Origin of the sequence: Aliiroseovarius sp. xm-d-517 (assembly GCF_013283135.1) — a bacterium.
GTDB classification, from domain to species: domain Bacteria; phylum Pseudomonadota; class Alphaproteobacteria; order Rhodobacterales; family Rhodobacteraceae; genus Aliiroseovarius; species Aliiroseovarius crassostreae.
Genome location: NZ_WBXT01000001.1, coordinates 993,029 through 1,008,747 on the forward strand (window position 1 = coordinate 993,029; position 15,719 = coordinate 1,008,747).

14 protein-coding genes, 1 tRNA gene and 1 pseudogene are annotated in these 15,719 nt (G+C 58.4%); 3 read left to right on the top strand and 13 right to left on the bottom strand.

Going from position 1 to position 15,719, the window contains the following annotated elements; all coding sequences use genetic code 11:
- The first annotated feature begins 68 nt into the window (after positions 1–68).
- The 3 genes from XMD517_RS04680 to XMD517_RS04690 all read left to right on the top strand — a co-directional run bounded on the left by XMD517_RS04680 (position 69) and on the right by XMD517_RS04690 (position 2,554).
- A complete protein-coding gene (locus tag XMD517_RS04680; protein WP_138015979.1) occupies positions 69–1,481 on the top strand; it encodes a deoxyribodipyrimidine photo-lyase in 1,413 nt (470 codons plus the stop codon).
- Between the two features lie 56 nt (positions 1,482–1,537).
- Positions 1,538–2,017, top strand: coding sequence for a DUF393 domain-containing protein (locus tag XMD517_RS04685; protein ID WP_173485013.1), 480 nt, complete (start codon positions 1,538–1,540; stop codon positions 2,015–2,017).
- 66 nt (positions 2,018–2,083) lie between these two features.
- On the top strand, positions 2,084–2,554 hold the full coding sequence (locus XMD517_RS04690; protein ID WP_173485012.1) for a CIA30 family protein: 471 nt from the start codon (positions 2,084–2,086) through the stop codon (positions 2,552–2,554).
- A gap of 192 nt (positions 2,555–2,746) precedes the next feature.
- On the opposite strand, the gene XMD517_RS04695 is transcribed toward XMD517_RS04690, so the two are convergent.
- The 13 genes and pseudogenes from XMD517_RS04695 to XMD517_RS04755 form a co-directional block, all read right to left on the bottom strand.
- Positions 2,747–3,271, bottom strand: coding sequence for a DUF3833 domain-containing protein (locus tag XMD517_RS04695; RefSeq protein ID WP_173485011.1), 525 nt, complete (start codon positions 3,269–3,271; stop codon positions 2,747–2,749).
- A gap of 68 nt (positions 3,272–3,339) precedes the next feature.
- On the bottom strand, positions 3,340–4,077 hold the full coding sequence (locus XMD517_RS04700) for a hypothetical protein (protein ID WP_173485010.1): 738 nt from the start codon (positions 4,075–4,077) through the stop codon (positions 3,340–3,342).
- Between the two features lie 36 nt (positions 4,078–4,113).
- Positions 4,114–4,362: pseudogene (locus XMD517_RS04705) on the bottom strand (DUF3833 family protein); the annotation flags it as partial.
- A 117-nt stretch (positions 4,363–4,479) separates the two neighbouring features.
- Positions 4,480–5,115, bottom strand: coding sequence for a ChrR family anti-sigma-E factor (locus XMD517_RS04710; protein WP_173485009.1), 636 nt, complete (start codon positions 5,113–5,115; stop codon positions 4,480–4,482).
- Positions 5,112–5,747 (bottom strand): sigma-70 family RNA polymerase sigma factor, encoded by a 636-nt coding sequence (locus XMD517_RS04715; protein ID WP_173485585.1) that lies wholly within the window; start codon positions 5,745–5,747, stop codon positions 5,112–5,114. The genes XMD517_RS04710 and XMD517_RS04715 overlap by 4 nt, the downstream gene beginning before the upstream one ends.
- A gap of 672 nt (positions 5,748–6,419) precedes the next feature.
- Positions 6,420–6,509: transfer RNA gene (locus XMD517_RS04720), tRNA-Ser, on the bottom strand.
- 112 nt (positions 6,510–6,621) lie between these two features.
- Entirely contained in the window at positions 6,622–7,341 is a 720-nt protein-coding gene (locus XMD517_RS04725) for an alanyl-tRNA editing protein (protein WP_173486404.1), read from the bottom strand.
- On the bottom strand, positions 7,334–9,850 hold the full coding sequence (locus tag XMD517_RS04730) for a DUF3772 domain-containing protein (protein ID WP_173486405.1): 2,517 nt from the start codon (positions 9,848–9,850) through the stop codon (positions 7,334–7,336). The genes XMD517_RS04725 and XMD517_RS04730 overlap by 8 nt, the downstream gene beginning before the upstream one ends.
- Entirely contained in the window at positions 9,850–10,884 is a 1,035-nt protein-coding gene (locus XMD517_RS04735; RefSeq protein WP_173486406.1) for a cysteine synthase A, read from the bottom strand. Before XMD517_RS04735 ends, XMD517_RS04730 begins: the two co-directional genes overlap by 1 nt.
- Before the next feature lie 88 nt (positions 10,885–10,972).
- A complete protein-coding gene (locus tag XMD517_RS04740; RefSeq protein WP_173486407.1) occupies positions 10,973–12,097 on the bottom strand; it encodes a gamma-glutamylcyclotransferase in 1,125 nt (374 codons plus the stop codon).
- 13 nt (positions 12,098–12,110) lie between these two features.
- Entirely contained in the window at positions 12,111–12,551 is a 441-nt protein-coding gene (locus XMD517_RS04745) for a TrgA family protein (protein ID WP_173487919.1), read from the bottom strand.
- 57 nt (positions 12,552–12,608) lie between these two features.
- Positions 12,609–13,814 (bottom strand): cyclopropane-fatty-acyl-phospholipid synthase family protein, encoded by a 1,206-nt coding sequence (locus tag XMD517_RS04750; protein ID WP_173487920.1) that lies wholly within the window; start codon positions 13,812–13,814, stop codon positions 12,609–12,611.
- Positions 13,815–14,337: 523 nt separating this feature from the next.
- Entirely contained in the window at positions 14,338–15,588 is a 1,251-nt protein-coding gene (locus XMD517_RS04755) for an aminotransferase class V-fold PLP-dependent enzyme (protein WP_173486410.1), read from the bottom strand.
- Positions 15,589–15,719 lie beyond the last annotated feature (131 nt).

Here is a 15,719-nt window from a genome sequence, read left to right on the forward strand (position 1 = left end):
ACAAGAGTGTTTTTGAACCATCTGCGGGCGGCCTTCGTATTTAAAGACAATCAAGAAAGCGCGTAGATATGACCGAACCAAAACCCATCATCATCTGGTTTCGAAAGGACTTCAGGCTTGCCGATCACAAGGCGCTTTGTGAAGCCAGCAGAAGCGGGCGCCCGATCATTCCAGTGGTTGTTCTGGATGAGGTTACAGAAACTTTCGGAGCGGCCCCCAAATGGCGCCTGGCCCAAGCGATTGAGCACTTTAACGATCGGCTAAAGGCGGTTGGATCAAGGCTGATCTTGCGTCGCGGAACCGTCGCAGACGAACTGCTTGCCCTGGCACAGGAAACCGGTGCGGGGGACATCTGGTGGACGCGGGCCTATGATCCTGACGCGATTATGCGTGACACCAAGGTCAAATCAAGCCTGAAAGAAGCGGGGATTGGAGCCGAAAGCTGGCCCGGCCACCTTTTGTTCGAACCCTGGGCCGTGACGACCAAGCAGGGCGGATTCTTCAAGGTCTACAGCCCGATGTGGCGTGCCGTAAAAGACCTGGATGTCGCGCCGCCTGACCCCGCGCCACTACGCCTTATGGCGCCCCAGAAGTGGCCGGACTCTGATCGACTTTCGGGCTGGGCGCTCGACAAGAGTATGGATCGGGGGGCAAAGGTCTTGGCCCGACATGCAAACGTTGGCGAATCCGCAGCCCATGCACGCCTTGCCAACTTCCTGAGCGGGTCAATCGGTGCCTACAAGGAGCGTCGCGACTACCCGGCGCAAAACGCAACCTCCCGCCTGTCTGAAAATTTGGCCTGGGGTGAGATCGGCCCGCGTACGGTCTGGCATGCTGGACTGCGTGCGCATCTGGAAGGTCAAAGAGGGGCAGAGCATTTCCTGAAAGAACTGGTATGGCGCGAATTTGCATATCATCTGGCCTTTCACACCCCCGAGATCACTCACAAGAACTGGAGATCGGAATGGGACGCCTTCCCCTGGTCGGACCATGAGGACGAAAAAGTTCTGCGATGGAAACAGGGGCGGACGGGTGTTCCCCTCGTCGATGCAGCCATGCGGGAGATGTACGTCACCGGCCACATGCACAATCGCGGCCGCATGATTGTTGGATCCTATCTCACCAAACACATGCTCAAGCATTGGCGTATTGGACAGAAGTGGTTCGAAGAATGCCTGATTGACTGGGACCCCGCGGCGAATGCGATGGGATGGCAATGGGTTGCGGGGAGCGGCCCAGATGCCGCGCCCTATTTCCGCATTTTCAACCCGGAAACACAGGCCCAGAAATTCGACGCCGAGCAGACGTACATTCAAAGATTTGTCGCCGAACGCGCGCCGGACCCCGGTCCAGAGGCTTTGGCGTTTTTCGACGCCTGCCCGCGTGCGTGGGGGCTGTCGCCGGATGATCCTCACCCGACCCCGATCGTTGGACTTGCCGAAGGGCGGCAGCGGGCTCTTGCAGCTTATGAAGCCCGTTGATCCTTGCAACAGGCCACGCGTTCAATTCAGTTTCTCGATGATGAAATGAGAGCAAAATGCAGAAAACAAAAGAACACGTCGTTGTGAGGCCTATAACAGCTCAGGGCAGCACGGGAGATGCTGTGCCCAGCATCTACTATGATGGCTCCTGCCCTCTTTGCACCGCCGAGATCAATCACTATGCGTCCAGGATTGGCAGGAGCAAACTGCAACTGGTCGATGTTTCGATGGAAGGTGCCGACCTGAAGTCCGACCTTGGGGTCGAAGACGCCATGAGCCGGTTTCATGTTCGCAAACCGGACGGGGAACTTCTTTCCGGGGCAAAAGCCTTTGTTGAAGTCTGGCGGTTGGCGCCGGGTTGGACATGGGCTGCCCGATTGGCAAGTATCCCAGGTGTGCTGCCCATAATGGAGGTGTCGTATAGGGGTTTTCTTGTGGTCCGCCCGGCAATCTCGGCGCTTGCCACGGTCCTTGGCGTTCAAGCCGCAAATCCACAACCGACAAGATGCAGGAAAACAGGCGATTTGGACGTTTAAAAAGACGCCAACAACCAGGTTGGCGCACCCATTCCGGTTTGAAACCGCATTAAGAGGACTGCTTTTATGTTGAAACTAGAAGCAAACTGGGAGTTTGTCGCTGATACCGTCATGGGCGGTGTTTCAAACGGGCAAATTGCCACGCAGGTTGTGGATGGACGCAGCGCGACACGACTGACTGGCATGGTTTCACTGGAAAACAACGGCGGCTTCATTCAGATGGCAACGGACCTGAAGCAGGACGGTTCAGCTCTGGTTGCAAGCAACTGGGACGGCATCGAGATTGATATCTGCGGTAACGACGAGATTTACGATCTTCGCATTCGAACAGATGACTTGAACCGGCCATGGCACTCGTTTCGCGCACCATTCCGTGCGACAGCACAATGGAAAATTGTGCAATTCCCTTTTGCGGTCTTTGAACCTCATAGGACAGACCAAGGTTTTGACCCCGCTAAATTGCGCCGAATTGGCATCGTTGCCGTGGGCCGCGTTTTTCAAGCCGACATCGCAGTTTCGGGTGTCAGGTTGTTTTAGCCGACGATCGGCCTTGGTCTTCGGCATATCCTTTTTCGACGTCTCGCTCGTGTGGACACCATCGCTTGGGAGGTCGCAGCAGCCGCGCCGCCTTGCATTCAACGCGTCCGTTTCGGGGCCGCTTGGATCAAGAAACGCGACACCCTTTTCGACGTTGGGCTGACAATCTGACCATTGCCCGCAATTCAGCGTTCATTTCTTCTCAAACATGATGATCGCTTCGCCGATGCGAACGCCAAATCGGGAAACATAGGCCCGGTTCAAAACCCGGCCGTCTGTCAACAACCACATCCAATCATCGAAATCGACCCGCATCGTTCCTTTTCGAACCGGCAGGTCGATGCGATAGGTCCAGTTGAACGTGTCACCGTTTTCTCGGCCTGTAGCGATCCCCAAGACACCGGGGGCTGTGCCTTTCCAGGTGTCCTCGCCGGTTTTTTCAAGCGTCCAGATGCGCTGTTCGGTGTCCCCATCGTCATAGGTGAAATCTTCGACCAACTGCAGGATACGACCGTCCCAGGTACCCAAGATTTGGACGTCAAACCGTCGTTGGACATTGCCGAACACATCCTGGAATTGACCATGGGCCACGGTTTGGCCCGCGAAGAAGTCTTCAAGGTTCAGGGTCCGGTCGGAAAGCGGCTTGTCGTCGAGGTCAGGTGTGCCGGAACAGGCCATCAACGTGAAAAAGGCGAACAGGGCGAGCATGTTTTTCATAGGGGCTTTTCCGAAAGACAAGGTTTGGCGGGGTTTGGCGCGCAAGGGATCGGACACAGTATCCAGAGTTACGTGGCGTGGTTCCAGGTCGAACGCGGCGGCCGACGCAGCACGTAGCCCAGGCACAGCGCCACGATTCCAACCGCTGCCAACAAGATGACAGGTCGGTTTTCCGATGATGCGTTGGCCGAAATCACACCGGACAAGGCCCATATCACCGCCAAGGGATAGGCCAATTCGGCCGGGCGCAAGGATTGCACGATCAAGGCCACCACCAAAACGGCAACCAGCATCGCCACCGCCGCGGCCTGTGCACTCAGCACACCGTAGCCGCCGAGAACAACGCCTGTGCCAACACCGGTCGCCGCCGTTAGCCACCCGGCGTAAAGCGCGACCGGGCGCACCTGCCATACTGGGGTTTCTTTCCCAGCGCGAAGCATGGCCAAAACGGCGGACACCGCCATGGCAAAGATCATCACAGTTGCCAGGATCGGCGCGGCGTTCGCGGCGGCAATCCAGAAAGTGCCTAGACAAAGGCTGATCAACAGCGGCGGACGCATTCGGTTCCAATGCACATCCCGCGGCGCGTTCAGCAGCCCCCAGATCGCCCCAAGGATCAGCCAGGCATAGATCACACCCCAGATTCCAAACGCCCACCCGGCAGGTTGAACCGGCCAGAATTCCAAGACGACAGGAAACTGCTCGGGCCGGTAGCCGGCAAAGCCGCTTGTCATAAACGGCGACAGCGCAAACGCAATTGTCAACACAACAACAGCAATCGCGAGAAAGGGGGTTTTACGGGGCATCTGGGCGGGTCCTTCTGTTTCGGGGCCGACGCCGGTTCAGCGTTGCGCTTCAGGATCCGGGCGCATGGTTGCGACCAGTTCGGCCACCTTTATGCCAAACTTGCGCATTTCGGACTTGTTCATGATCACGCCGTTATCGGTCAGATAAAGCCAGTCGGTTGCTGTCAACGTATGACCACCTGTGTCTTCGGGTAGAATGATCTGGTATTCCATCTTGATGGTTGATCCCGACACGACGCCACGCGCTTCGCCAACGATGTCATCGGCCGTGGCGGTGAATGTGTTACGATGTGGAGACTTTGGTGGATCACGACCTCACAAATATGTGATGTAAGTAATTGAAAACAAAAAATAAGCCTCCAAAAACGGCGACTTCTTCAGGTTGCCGATGATCAGGCAAGTCTAAATTTGAAACAGTGGCTGCAATAGCCTTGGCACCAGTGAACGGAACCGCAGTCGCGCGTCTGTTGAAGCAAGACAAATACAAGGGTCTCCGTCGTCGGCAACCGGTGTGTGTTCAAGATGTTCATCAGCAATCTCAAGATCGCCAATACCAAAACGGCCGGTTTCGTCGCTAAAGCTGCCTTGCAAGACCAGCGTCAATTCCAGCCCGTTGTGACTGTGATCGGGTACAGCCTGCCCCGGCGGAATATAGAGCAGGCGAACCGAGCCATTTGAATCGGCAGACAAGATATCCTGCCGGACGCCCATCCCAAGAGTTTTCCACCGCGGCTCACGCCCCCTCAAGGCTTCCATTACCGGACTGGGAAAGATCCCTTTGCGTTCAAAAACCGGCTCTGGCGGAAACGGATCATCGAGCAGCGAAAAAATATTGTCTTTCAGAGTGGATGATACCGCGACTGAAGGCGTATCTTCCAGAATGGCACCTCCAACAGATTGATGCGCGCCAAGTGCTACGCGACATTGTTCACATAGTGACACATGGCTGGCCACGGCTACCGCGAATGCATGCGGAAGATTGCCGGCGGCATAGCCCGCCAACATGGCATCGGGGACATGATGGGTTATGACACTCATTGCTTGAGGTCCTTTAACTCGTGTCTGAGGCGCTCCAATCCCAGCCGGATGCGCGACTTAATTGTTCCAAGGGGAAGACCCGTTTGCGCACTAATCTCCTTATGAGTTAGTTCGCCAAGATAGGCCTGTTCTATGATCTCGCGTTGCTCGATTTTGAGCCCGGCAAGCGCTCTTCTCAGTTGTGTGGATTCCTGTTCCAGCCCGAGGATCTGGCTGGCGTCGGGCGCTGCACCCGGCTCTTCCTTCAATTCTTCCGGCATGGGGCGATTTTCCTTGCGCGCAAGGTCGATCTGACGATTTCGGGCGATTTGATAAATCCAGGCGGAAACCTGCGCGCGGTGCGGATCGAATTGTGCCGCTTTACGCCAAACTGTCAGCATCACATCCTGAACGATTTCTTCGGCTTGATGCGCTGACGCCCCCGAGCGGATGATGAACCCTTTGAGCCTAGGCGCAAAGTGATCGAACAAAGCAGAAAATGCGGAGCGATCCCGATTGTCCCGTACCGCAATCATCCATTGGGTCTGCTGCGAAATCTCGATCTTGCTTTGAGACACAGTTGTTCTTTCACGGCTTGGAGGCAGTCTAGGCCGTTGATCGGCGTAAGGAGTGTCACGAATTTGTGTCAGCATATTCTGTTTACGGCGAACTGTGAATCCCGGATCACTTTTTTCTGACAAATAGCCCCAGAAAGCCGAAATAGGTGATCGCCTTGGGCTCAAAAGATCTAAGTAGTGTTTCAGGCATGTCAAAAGAAGACTGATCGACGCCCAACCAACACATCTGCTGCGCGTTCGGCCTTGGTTGCAACCGAGTCGGGCTGACCATTCTGCTAAGTCAGCATTCAACGCCACGAAACCTTTGCTCATGAACGCAGCGAGTGTCCGGTTTCCGCCTATGGTGCTTGTTGCTTTGGCCGCGAACCACACCAAGCGGACCTTGATGACAATTTACTGAACGACAGCTTGGTCCGCATCTCTCTCCTTGATGCTTCCCGCAGCGAATGACCGCTCCGCCTATATCGGCCGACCTACGCCCGTCCCGCGGTTTGCATCGAATTTTGCTACCAGTTGAAACTTCGAAAAGGGCGCTTGCCCGAAAACTCCAACACACTGAAATTGCTTCACTTTTTTAATGCGCCCTTCTGAAGGCCTAGGGCGGTCGGTTAGAGACAAAGCGGGTTCAGAGACCGATTTTGGGTATTTAGCCAGTCTCCGAAGGGCGGTTGCAACGGCTAAACCCCTTTGAAACAAAAAGAAAAAAAGGCCCCATAAGGGCCCATCATCGGTTTCGGTAAGTGTAAGTGGCGGAGCGGAAGGGATTCGAACCCTCGAGACGGTTCCCCGCCTACACACTTTCCAGGCGTGCGCCTTCGACCACTCGGCCACCGCTCCGCCGGTGTTGCTATAGCGAAAGACCAAGGGTTTCAAGCACCTTTCGCAAAATTGCCGAAAAACTGTTCTTGCGCGAAAAACCCTCGCCCTGTGCGCCTGCCCAAAGTTGGATTTACGCCTCCAGATGCAGGGCCACGCGGCGATTGATCCGCCCTTTTTTCTCAATCTTACCAATGCGAACCCGGCCGATTTCCCCGGTGCGCCGCACATGGGTGCCCCCACAGGGCTGCAAATCCACCTGCGTGTCATCATCCGAACCGATCCGCACCAGACGCACCCGTCCTGCCCCTTTCGGGGGCTGAACCGACATGGTTTTCACCAGACCGGGATTGGCGGCAAGTTCCTCATCCGTAATCCACTGCTCGGACACGCACAGATCACGGGAAATCAGCGCGTTCAGCGCCTGTTCCAGCGCCAGCTTGTCTTCGGGCGGGGTTTCCATGGCGAAATCCAGACGCGATTTCTCTGCCCCGATCTGGCCGCCCGTCACCGGCAGGGGAATCACCACGGACAGCAGGTGCAGCGCGGTGTGCATCCGCATGTGACGCAATCTGAGATCCCAGTTGAGATATTGGGTGACCTCGCTGCCAATCGGCGGCAGCGCCTGCCCCGCCTCAGGCACCAGAACCGGTCCTTCGGGCGACTTCACCGCAGTGGCAATCGCCACCTGTTCCCCGCCCCATCTCAGATGCCCTGCATCACCGGGCTGACCACCGCCTGTCGGGTAAAAAAGGCAGCGGTCCAGAACTAGTCCACCCTGGTCGGTATGGGCCACAACCCGTGCCGTGGCCTCCCTCAGATAGGCATCCTGCATGTAAAGCGGTTCACTCATCACCCTCTCCCTCCACAGCTTCGCTTGCGCCGTCCTGCATATCGTCAATGGTAAACTCATCCGGAACGGGCCGGACCGGGGCGGGCGCCGTTTCCTCACGCGGGGGGACCGGGCGCAATGCCTCCGGATTGCGGATCCACAGGTCGCGCTGCGCGAACGGGATTTCGAATCCCTCTTCGGCAAAACGGCGGGCAATTTCATGATTCAATTCACTTTTCACCGAAAGCGAGAAGTTGACGTCACTCAGGATCGCCCGCACCTCGAACTCCAGCGCATCCGCCCCGAAATTGGTGAACAGCACTGAGGGAGGCGGGTTCACCGTCACCATCGGATGCGCCTCGGCAATCTCGCGCAGCACCTGTTCGACCCGTTTGGTATCGGTTCCATATCCAACCCCAACCGGCAGGATGATCCGCCCGATTGCGTTGCCACGGGTATAGTTCGTAACCACGCCGGAAATCAGGTCAGAGTTGGGCAGGATCACATCCGAGCGGTCAAAGGTCTCGATCCGGGTTGAGCGCACGGAGATATCGCGCACATAGCCCATCTGCCCGCCCACTTCGATCCAGTCCCCTTCGGAAATCGGACGCTCCACCAGCAAAATAATACCGGAAATGAAGTTCGAGACGATGTTCTGGAGGCCGAACCCGATCCCCACGGACAGCGCCCCGGCAACAATCGCCACCGAGCTGAGATCCAGCCCCGCAGAGGTGATTGCGATCAGCGCCGCGAGGAAAATGCCCAGATATCCCACCCCCGCCGAAATGGCATTCTGCCCACCGATATCCAGCTTGGTTTTGGGCAGGACCGACGACTTCAGCATGGATTGCAACAGGCGGGTCAGCATGTAACCAACAAGGAACACGGCCGCGAAGATCAGGAAACTGCGCGGTGTCAGGCGGGCATCCCCCAACTGGATACCGTTCATGACAACGGTCCACAGTTCGGTCAGGTCAGTGACACGCGCCCCCCAGATCAGCGCCAGAAGCGGCAAGGTGGCGATCACCAGCGCAAACGAGATGAGAACGGGCCAGAGCGCCTGCCCCGCCTCCTCTTCATCCTTGCGCAGGATCACCCCGTAAAGGCTGACAACAAACCGGTGCAGCACCTCAAGCAGGGCCAGCAGGCCAAGGGTCAGAACCCAGGGGATCAACACCTCGTCCGCCAGAGATTGATACCCGACCGCCGCAACCGTCGGACCGGAAAAGCCGACCAAAGTGGTGATGGTGCTGACAAGCCCCAGCACAGAGGAGCGGAAACTGGCACTCTCTTCATCGCGCGCGCGCAGCTTCGCATGAAGGCGCAGAAGACGGCCAAGCCGCACCAAAAGCACCCCAAGCCCAAGATAGATCGGGAAAATCAGAACCGCATAGGTCGCCTCTGAATACCCCTCGTGATCCGCAAGGGTCTGCAGCACCAGTTTCAGGGCCAGCAAGGCACCAAGCAAGGCCACATCGAACCGGGCTTCTGCCCGCGCCACCGTCGAGGGCATTTCCAGAACAGGCCAGTCCGCCCCTTCGACACCGAACACCCGGTTGCCCAGCCAGAGGCTTCCGAACACAAGCACGGCGACCGAGGGAAGCGTGTCGGCCAGAACCTGTCCCCGCAGCCCCAAAATACCCACAAGATTAAGCGCCTCGACCAGCAGGACCATGCCCAGCAGCGGGGCCAGAACCTGCCCGATCGAAACGACAAACCCAACAACCCCGCGCGAGCTTCCCCTGCGTCGGGCCCGCAGCGCGTCCCCCATGCGCATGACCCAGATACGCCCGCGCAAAAGCAACACCGCACCAATCACCAGCAACACGACGGTCAACGGCAGATCCTCAAGCAGATCCGCCCGCTGGGCATCGCTGCCGAAATTTGATTTCACCTCGCTGGCAACCAGATGCAGCGAGGCCCCCAGATCCTCAACCGCGGCGGGCCAGAGCACCGGATTGACCGGGGTCGGCCCCAACCTCAGCAACTGGTCGGCCTGCCGCGCCCTCAAGAGGCTGTCAATCTCACCGATCAGCACATTGGCGCGGGAACGGGCCTCTTCGGCCGCTTGCACCGGGGCCTGGGCTGCGCTGAGTTCCTGGGACAGCTCCTCACGTCGCTGGGTAAGGATCGCTGGTTCCGTCCCCTCACCTTCCGGCTTGGGGCCGAGCGTGGCAATTTGCGTCTTTAGCGTATTGATTCGAATGTCATTTTCGCTCTTGGCCGCAGAAAATAATCCACGCCAATCCACCAGTTCGGCCCGCAGGTCCCGCATCACCCCGTCAGAGGCCCGCCCCACCTGAAGCGCCTGTTCAACCCGGTCAGCGAGCTTGCCCCAGGCGGTGTAATCAGGGCTGCCATCGCTTCGCAACACATAAAGCTTCTGGCCTTCGTCGCCATTCGCCTCCGGTGTGGCAGGCACAGGAAAGGGCGCTGCCGAACTGGCCGCGCCCTGTTGTGCCACCCCTTCCGGCGTCCCCGCCAGAAGACCCAGCACAAGGACAAAGAGGAGAAGGAAAATGCGCATCATCAGATGTCCTCGAACACCTCGGGCAGCAGGGCAGGTTCGCGATCAAGCCACGCGGGCACCGGCAGCCCTTTTTCTTTCAGGAAAGAGGGATTGAACAATTTGGACTGATAGCGCGAGCCATAGTCGCAGAGCATGGTCACGATCGTGTGGCCCGGTCCCATCTCGCGGGCCATGCGCACGGCACCGGCGATATTGATCGCTGACGATCCGCCCAGGCACAGGCCTTCCTGCTCGACCAGATCAAACACGAAGGGCAGCGCCTCGGCATCCGGGATCTGGAAACACATGTCGGGGGTGAACCCTTCGAGGTTGGCGGTCACCCGCCCCTGCCCGATCCCTTCGGTGATCGACCCACCGGTCGCGGCAAATTCGCCTGTGGTGTAGAAACTGTAAAGGGCTGCCCCTTCCGGGTCAGCCAGGCCGATTTTCACGCCCTTGGGCTGCAGCACCTCGGCCACCCCTGCAAGCGTGCCACCTGACCCGACCGCACAAGTGAACCCGTCCACCTTGCCATCGGTCTGGGCCCAAATCTCAGGCCCGGTGGTTTCCACATGGGCCTGACGGTTGGCCACATTGTCAAACTGATTGGCCCAGATCGCACCATTGGGTTCCGTCTCGGCCAGTTTGGCGGCCAGGCGCCCGGAATAGCGCACATAGTTGTTGGGATTGCGATAAGGGGCGGCGGGCACCTGAACCAGTTCGGCCCCGGCCAGACGCAGCATATCCTTCTTTTCCTCGGACTGGGTTTCCGGGATCACGATCACGGTCTTGAACCCCATGGACGCCCCAACAAGCGCAAGGCCGATGCCGGTATTGCCCGCGGTGCCTTCGACGATCGTGCCGCCCGGTTTCAGGTCGCCGCGCGCAATCGCATCACGGATGATGTAAAGGGCTGCACGGTCCTTGACCGACTGGCCCGGGTTCATGAACTCGGCCTTGCCGTAAATGTCACAGCCGGTGGCCTCGCTTGCCGCTTTCAGACGGATCAAAGGGGTGTTGCCAACCGTTTGTGCCAGATCCTGTTTGATATCCATTATGCCCCCTGCCGGATGTATTTGGGTTGTCGCGCGCGGAACGGATCCGCAGAACTCTTCTCATGTGTAAGTGCGCACTGCGCGGGTTTCAAGCAGCCCTGCGCAACCGATCACGGTTTTGCGACAGCCACATGGCAGACAGGAGCAGCGGTGCATTGTCCACTTCGCCCGTCCCGACCAGTTCCATCAGCCGGTCAAACGGGATGACGTGGCTGCGAATATCCTCCGCCTCCCCCAGAACGCCGCCAATCCCGGCGGCACTGTCAGGCAGATCACACAGCGCCACGTAGGAATAGAGATATTCCGTAACCGCCCCGGGACTGGGATAGTAATTGCCCACATGTTCGAGCGCACCGATGGTCAGGCTGGCCTCTTCCAGAGCTTCGCGCCGCGCCGTGTGCTGAGGCGTTTCCCCCGGATCAATCCGCCCGGCAATGGGTTCGAGCAACCATGGATGCTGATCACCGCGCATGTAAGGCCCAACCCGAAACTGTTCGATCACCAGAACGGTATCGCGCACCGGATCATACGGCAAAACGGTGACCGCATCCCCACCAACAAAACCCGCGCGGTTCACCAGCGGGCTCATCGTGCCATCGAAACGCGGAAAGGAAAGATCCTGCTCTTCAATGGCGAAATAGTTGCTATAAGGCCTTGATTTTCTGCGCACATCCAGATCGGATGCGGTTCGCTTGCTGCGCAGGTCCGTTGGGGTGGAGAGGGAGGCGGCGCGCTGTTTCGACGCCGCCCGCAGGCGGATCATGGCAAAGCGCGCCGCAACCTCCTCCGGTGAGAGCTGCCCCATATAGGACATCACTTCTTCCGCGGCAAACAGCGTGATCTCTCCCCAGTCACGGGCCCAATCATCCAGCGACCAGACCGGGCCAGGGGTCCACTGACCCTCTTCGGGGAAATAAACCTCGGCAGTAGCAGTCCCCCCAGATGCCTGCACCGCCATCTCAACCAGCGTGTAGGCAAAGCCCCCTTCGTAGTGATCAAGCCGGGCGATGGCCTCGTCAGACAGGCCGCTGACCAGCATTCCCTCAGCACGCGCGCCCGGTTCGGCCTGGATCATCGGAAAGATCTGATCCTTTGCCCAGTAAACCGCATGATCCGGCAAAGACGCCTGTTCAGCGCGATAGGTCTCGCCCTCGAGCACAAGCTCCAACAACGGCCGAAAACAAAGTGTGCCGTAGAAAAACAGGGTTTTCATTGACTTTCCTCGATCAGGACCAGCGGCGGGCGACCACACCGGTCAGCCAGCCCCCGAAGACACTGCCCAGCACCAGCGTGGCAATCACGTCCATCTGGGCAATATCATAGCCGTAATCAACCGCGATTTTGACCGCAGCACGCAGGGCTTCGACCGGGCCATCATAGGCGTTTCGCAGGGTTTTGCGCAGCATCTCGTAGATCGAGAACACCAGAAATCCCCAAAAGACCAGCAACGCCCCCGAGGACAGGCCAATCCCGACCGGCTCACCCAGTCCGCGCCCGATCCGATAGCCGGTAAAGCGCCAGCCAATCACCAGCCCGAGACCCGCAAGCCCCACGGGAAACAGGGTATAATCCCGCCCTTCCGCCAGATAGGGAATGATCAGGTTGCCGACCATAAAGGCAAGGGCCGCGAAAAAACCGGCGGCCACGAGTTTTGCTGCGGTGGGCATACGCTCTCTCCTCTGATCTCCCTGCCCTCTTGCGGGGCATGGATCTATATCACCCGTTCAGCCCGGCTTTTGCAAGGTCACCTGCACCACATCGCAATTTCCCGAATGAAAAGATGCAGCACAGGAGGTCAGATAGAAATTCCACATGCGCCGGAACCGGTTGTCAAACCCCAGCTCGGCCACGCGGGTCCATTTTGCATTGAACACATCGTGCCAGCGGCGCAGCGTTTCAGAATAGCTTTCGCCAAATGTGATCTGGTCCCGAAAGGCAAGCCCTGCCCGGGCGACCTCTTCGCGCAGACGGGTTTTCGACGGGAGCATCCCCCCCGGAAAAATGTATTTCTGAATGAAATCGACGCCCTTGCGATATTGATCAAAGCGCCGCTCGGTGATGGTGATGATCTGCAACACGGCCTGCCCCCCCGGACGCAGGCAGTTGCGCACGGTTTCAAAATAGGTTGGCCAGTATTTCTCTCCCACCGCCTCGAACATCTCGATCGAGGCGATCCCGTCATATTTGCCGGTCTCGTCGCGGTAATCCTGAAGTCGGATCTCGACCAGGTCCGACAGGCCCGCCCGCGCGATCCTTTCCACGGCGAAATCATGCTGCTCTTGCGAAATGGTCAGCCCGGTGACACGCACGCCCCGCTTTGCGGCAAACTCGGCAAAGCCGCCCCAGCCGCATCCGATCTCCAGCACGTGATCACCAGGCCCCACCCCCATTTGTTCGAGGAGAGAGGCGTATTTCTGTTCCTGCGCACATTCCAGGCTTTCCTGCCCCGAGCGAAACAGGGCGGAGGAATAGGTCATCGTCTTGTCCAGCCACAACGCATAGAACGCATTGCCCAGATCATAGTGATAGCTGATATTTCTTTTCGCCTGACGTTTGGAATTGCCATTCATCAGGTGGCGCATCCGCTCGTAGGATCGCACAAAGATCATCCCGGGAAAACCGTCATAAATGATCTCGTTATCATCTTGTAACAAATCAAGAAAAGCCTGCAGATCCGGGGTCGACCAGCCGCCCTCGATATAGGCATCGCAAAAGCCCAGATGCCCTTCGCGGATCAACCGGGCAAAAACGTCCGCTTCGTGTATCCTCAGCTCCGCCACCTGCCCCGGCCGCGCGCCAAAAGCGCGAAACCGGCGCCCATCCGGCAAGACGAAATCAAGCTGTCCGGTATTCATCCGGCCCGCGCGGTCAAACACACGGGCAAAATAACGCGGCAGATCAGGCTGCCCCCTGGTCTCCGTCAGGATCATGGCTCCCCCCAAAATCCAATGTGAAATCCAATGTCTTGAACACCACAAGGCGAAAGCGTTTCGAGATTAACTTGAGTCACAAGGTGATTTCGAAACGCCCGCAACATCAGTAGGTTTCGAGCGTTTCGCCTCATTATTGTGTCTCAATAATAAGTCGAAACACTTTAGGCGGTTCAGGGGGGAACGGACAAGAGGGTGGTTTTGCGCATGCAGCAAGAGCTACAATGACTGGCCTTTTGCCAGATCTCGTTTGCACTGCTCTGGTCCGCTTTTCTGTGAGGAATAGGCCGTGACGCCGCAGGTGGAGCATCTGAATTGCATCAGGTTTGGCGTGGACTGCCCAACCTGCACCCAGCGACATGATCCGGACCGAAACGCGCGGCGGGCTCCCGTTCCAGCCCCCGCACGCCTGCCCTGCAGGTGGTGCAGGATCAAAAAGACCACGACGAAAGTCAGCGCGAATATCAATACCAGCAGCGACATGGGGCAATTCTATCAACGAACTGCCCCAATGCACCAGCCATCACAGCACCTGATCAAGCGCCTCGATCAGTTTGGTCACCTCTTCCTCGGAGGTGTAATGGGTGAAACTCACCCGCAGCACCCCGTGGGACGGGTCCACGCCCTGGGCTGCAAGCGCGCGCACCGCGTAGAAATCCCCTCCTCCGGCCATGATGCCAAGAGGGGCAAGCCGTGCCGCCAGGTCTTCCCCTGCGATTTGCGACGCCAGCGCCACGGTAGGTGCGCGCGCCTCTGCCTGATCTGGCCCCAGCAGCCGCACCGAGTTCTTGGCCTTGGCGTAATCCAGAAGCGGTTGCAGCAGTTTCACCTCATGCGCACGCATCAGGCCATGGGCGGCCCGGGCGGCCAATGCCCCGCCTTCGCGAACGCCATGCTCTGCGGCCAGCGCATCCATATAATCTGCCATGCCGGCCGAGGCGGCAACCTGCGCGTGGTCTGGCCCGGCGGGGGTCAGGCGTTTGTAAAGGCAATCGGCGTTGAAGTAATGCGCCTGATTGGGAAGCGCCTCCGCCAGGGCGCGGCGGATCACCATGATGCCCTGATGCGGACCATAGGTCTTGTAAGCCGAGAACAGGTAGATATCCGCGCCCAGATCCGCCACATCCACAAAGCCATGCGGCGCATAGCTGACCCCGTCGACACAGGTGTAAGACCCATTGGCACGCGCCTTTGCGCAGATCGCTTTCACGTCATTGATCTCTCCCACCACATTTGAGCAATGGGGAAAACAGACCAGTTTGACCTTCTCGTCCAGAAGATCATCCAGCTGGCCCGGATCGAGATGACCGGTTTCGGGATCAACCTGCCATTCGCGCAGCTCAAACCCTTCCTCTGCCAAGCGGCGCCATGGGCCGGTATTGGCCTCGTGATCCTGATTGGTGACGACAATTGCATCACCCGGCTTCAGGAACCTGCGAAACGCATTGGCCAGAACATAGGTGTTCTGCGTGGTTGATGGCCCGAATGACAGCTCATCGCTGTCCACCCCCATCATCGCCGCCAGACGCTCCCGCGCCTCATCCATTTCCGCCCCCGCCAGGGCTGAGGCCTCGTAAGGGGCGTAGGGTTGCACTTTTCGCTGGGTGTAATAGCGGGTTAGCCGGTTGATCACCTGTTGGCAGGTATAGGACCCGCCCGCATTTTCGAAAAACGCCTGCCCCTGCAGGCTGGGTTCCGAAAAGGCGGGGAATTGCGCCCGCACCCAGTCGATGTTCAGCCCATTGTTTTTCCTAGTGGTTTCAAGATCTTTCATCTCTCGCTCCCCTATCGCGGCACCATGCCACTGTTGACTTCAGGGAGCGTGGGACAGCGGTCCGGGGGCTCCCGTTCCGGCAGGTCCTCCAGCCAGCCACGCGGGATGTCTCTCCGCGGGCAGCCATGCAC

Excerpts from the sequence above, each read along its gene's own strand:
- XMD517_RS04700 (WP_173485010.1), bottom strand. The coding sequence starts at position 4,077 with ATGCCCCGTAAAACCCCCTTTCTCGCGATTGCTGTTGTTGTGTTGACA.
- XMD517_RS04685 (WP_173485013.1), top strand. The coding sequence starts at position 1,538 with ATGCAGAAAACAAAAGAACACGTCGTTGTGAGGCCTATAACAGCTCAG.
- XMD517_RS04710 (WP_173485009.1), bottom strand. The coding sequence starts at position 5,115 with ATGAGTGTCATAACCCATCATGTCCCCGATGCCATGTTGGCGGGCTAT.
- XMD517_RS04750 (WP_173487920.1), bottom strand. The coding sequence starts at position 13,814 with ATGATCCTGACGGAGACCAGGGGGCAGCCTGATCTGCCGCGTTATTTT.
- XMD517_RS04755 (WP_173486410.1), bottom strand. The coding sequence starts at position 15,588 with ATGAAAGATCTTGAAACCACTAGGAAAAACAATGGGCTGAACATCGAC.
- XMD517_RS04745 (WP_173487919.1), bottom strand. The coding sequence starts at position 12,551 with ATGCCCACCGCAGCAAAACTCGTGGCCGCCGGTTTTTTCGCGGCCCTT.
- XMD517_RS04715 (WP_173485585.1), bottom strand. The coding sequence starts at position 5,747 with ATGCTGACACAAATTCGTGACACTCCTTACGCCGATCAACGGCCTAGA.
- XMD517_RS04725 (WP_173486404.1), bottom strand. The coding sequence starts at position 7,341 with ATGAGTGAACCGCTTTACATGCAGGATGCCTATCTGAGGGAGGCCACG.
- XMD517_RS04680 (WP_138015979.1), top strand. The coding sequence starts at position 69 with ATGACCGAACCAAAACCCATCATCATCTGGTTTCGAAAGGACTTCAGG.
- XMD517_RS04735 (WP_173486406.1), bottom strand. The coding sequence starts at position 10,884 with ATGGATATCAAACAGGATCTGGCACAAACGGTTGGCAACACCCCTTTG.
- XMD517_RS04690 (WP_173485012.1), top strand. The coding sequence starts at position 2,084 with ATGTTGAAACTAGAAGCAAACTGGGAGTTTGTCGCTGATACCGTCATG.
- XMD517_RS04740 (WP_173486407.1), bottom strand. The coding sequence starts at position 12,097 with ATGAAAACCCTGTTTTTCTACGGCACACTTTGTTTTCGGCCGTTGTTG.
- XMD517_RS04695 (WP_173485011.1), bottom strand. The coding sequence starts at position 3,271 with ATGAAAAACATGCTCGCCCTGTTCGCCTTTTTCACGTTGATGGCCTGT.
- XMD517_RS04730 (WP_173486405.1), bottom strand. The coding sequence starts at position 9,850 with ATGATGCGCATTTTCCTTCTCCTCTTTGTCCTTGTGCTGGGTCTTCTG.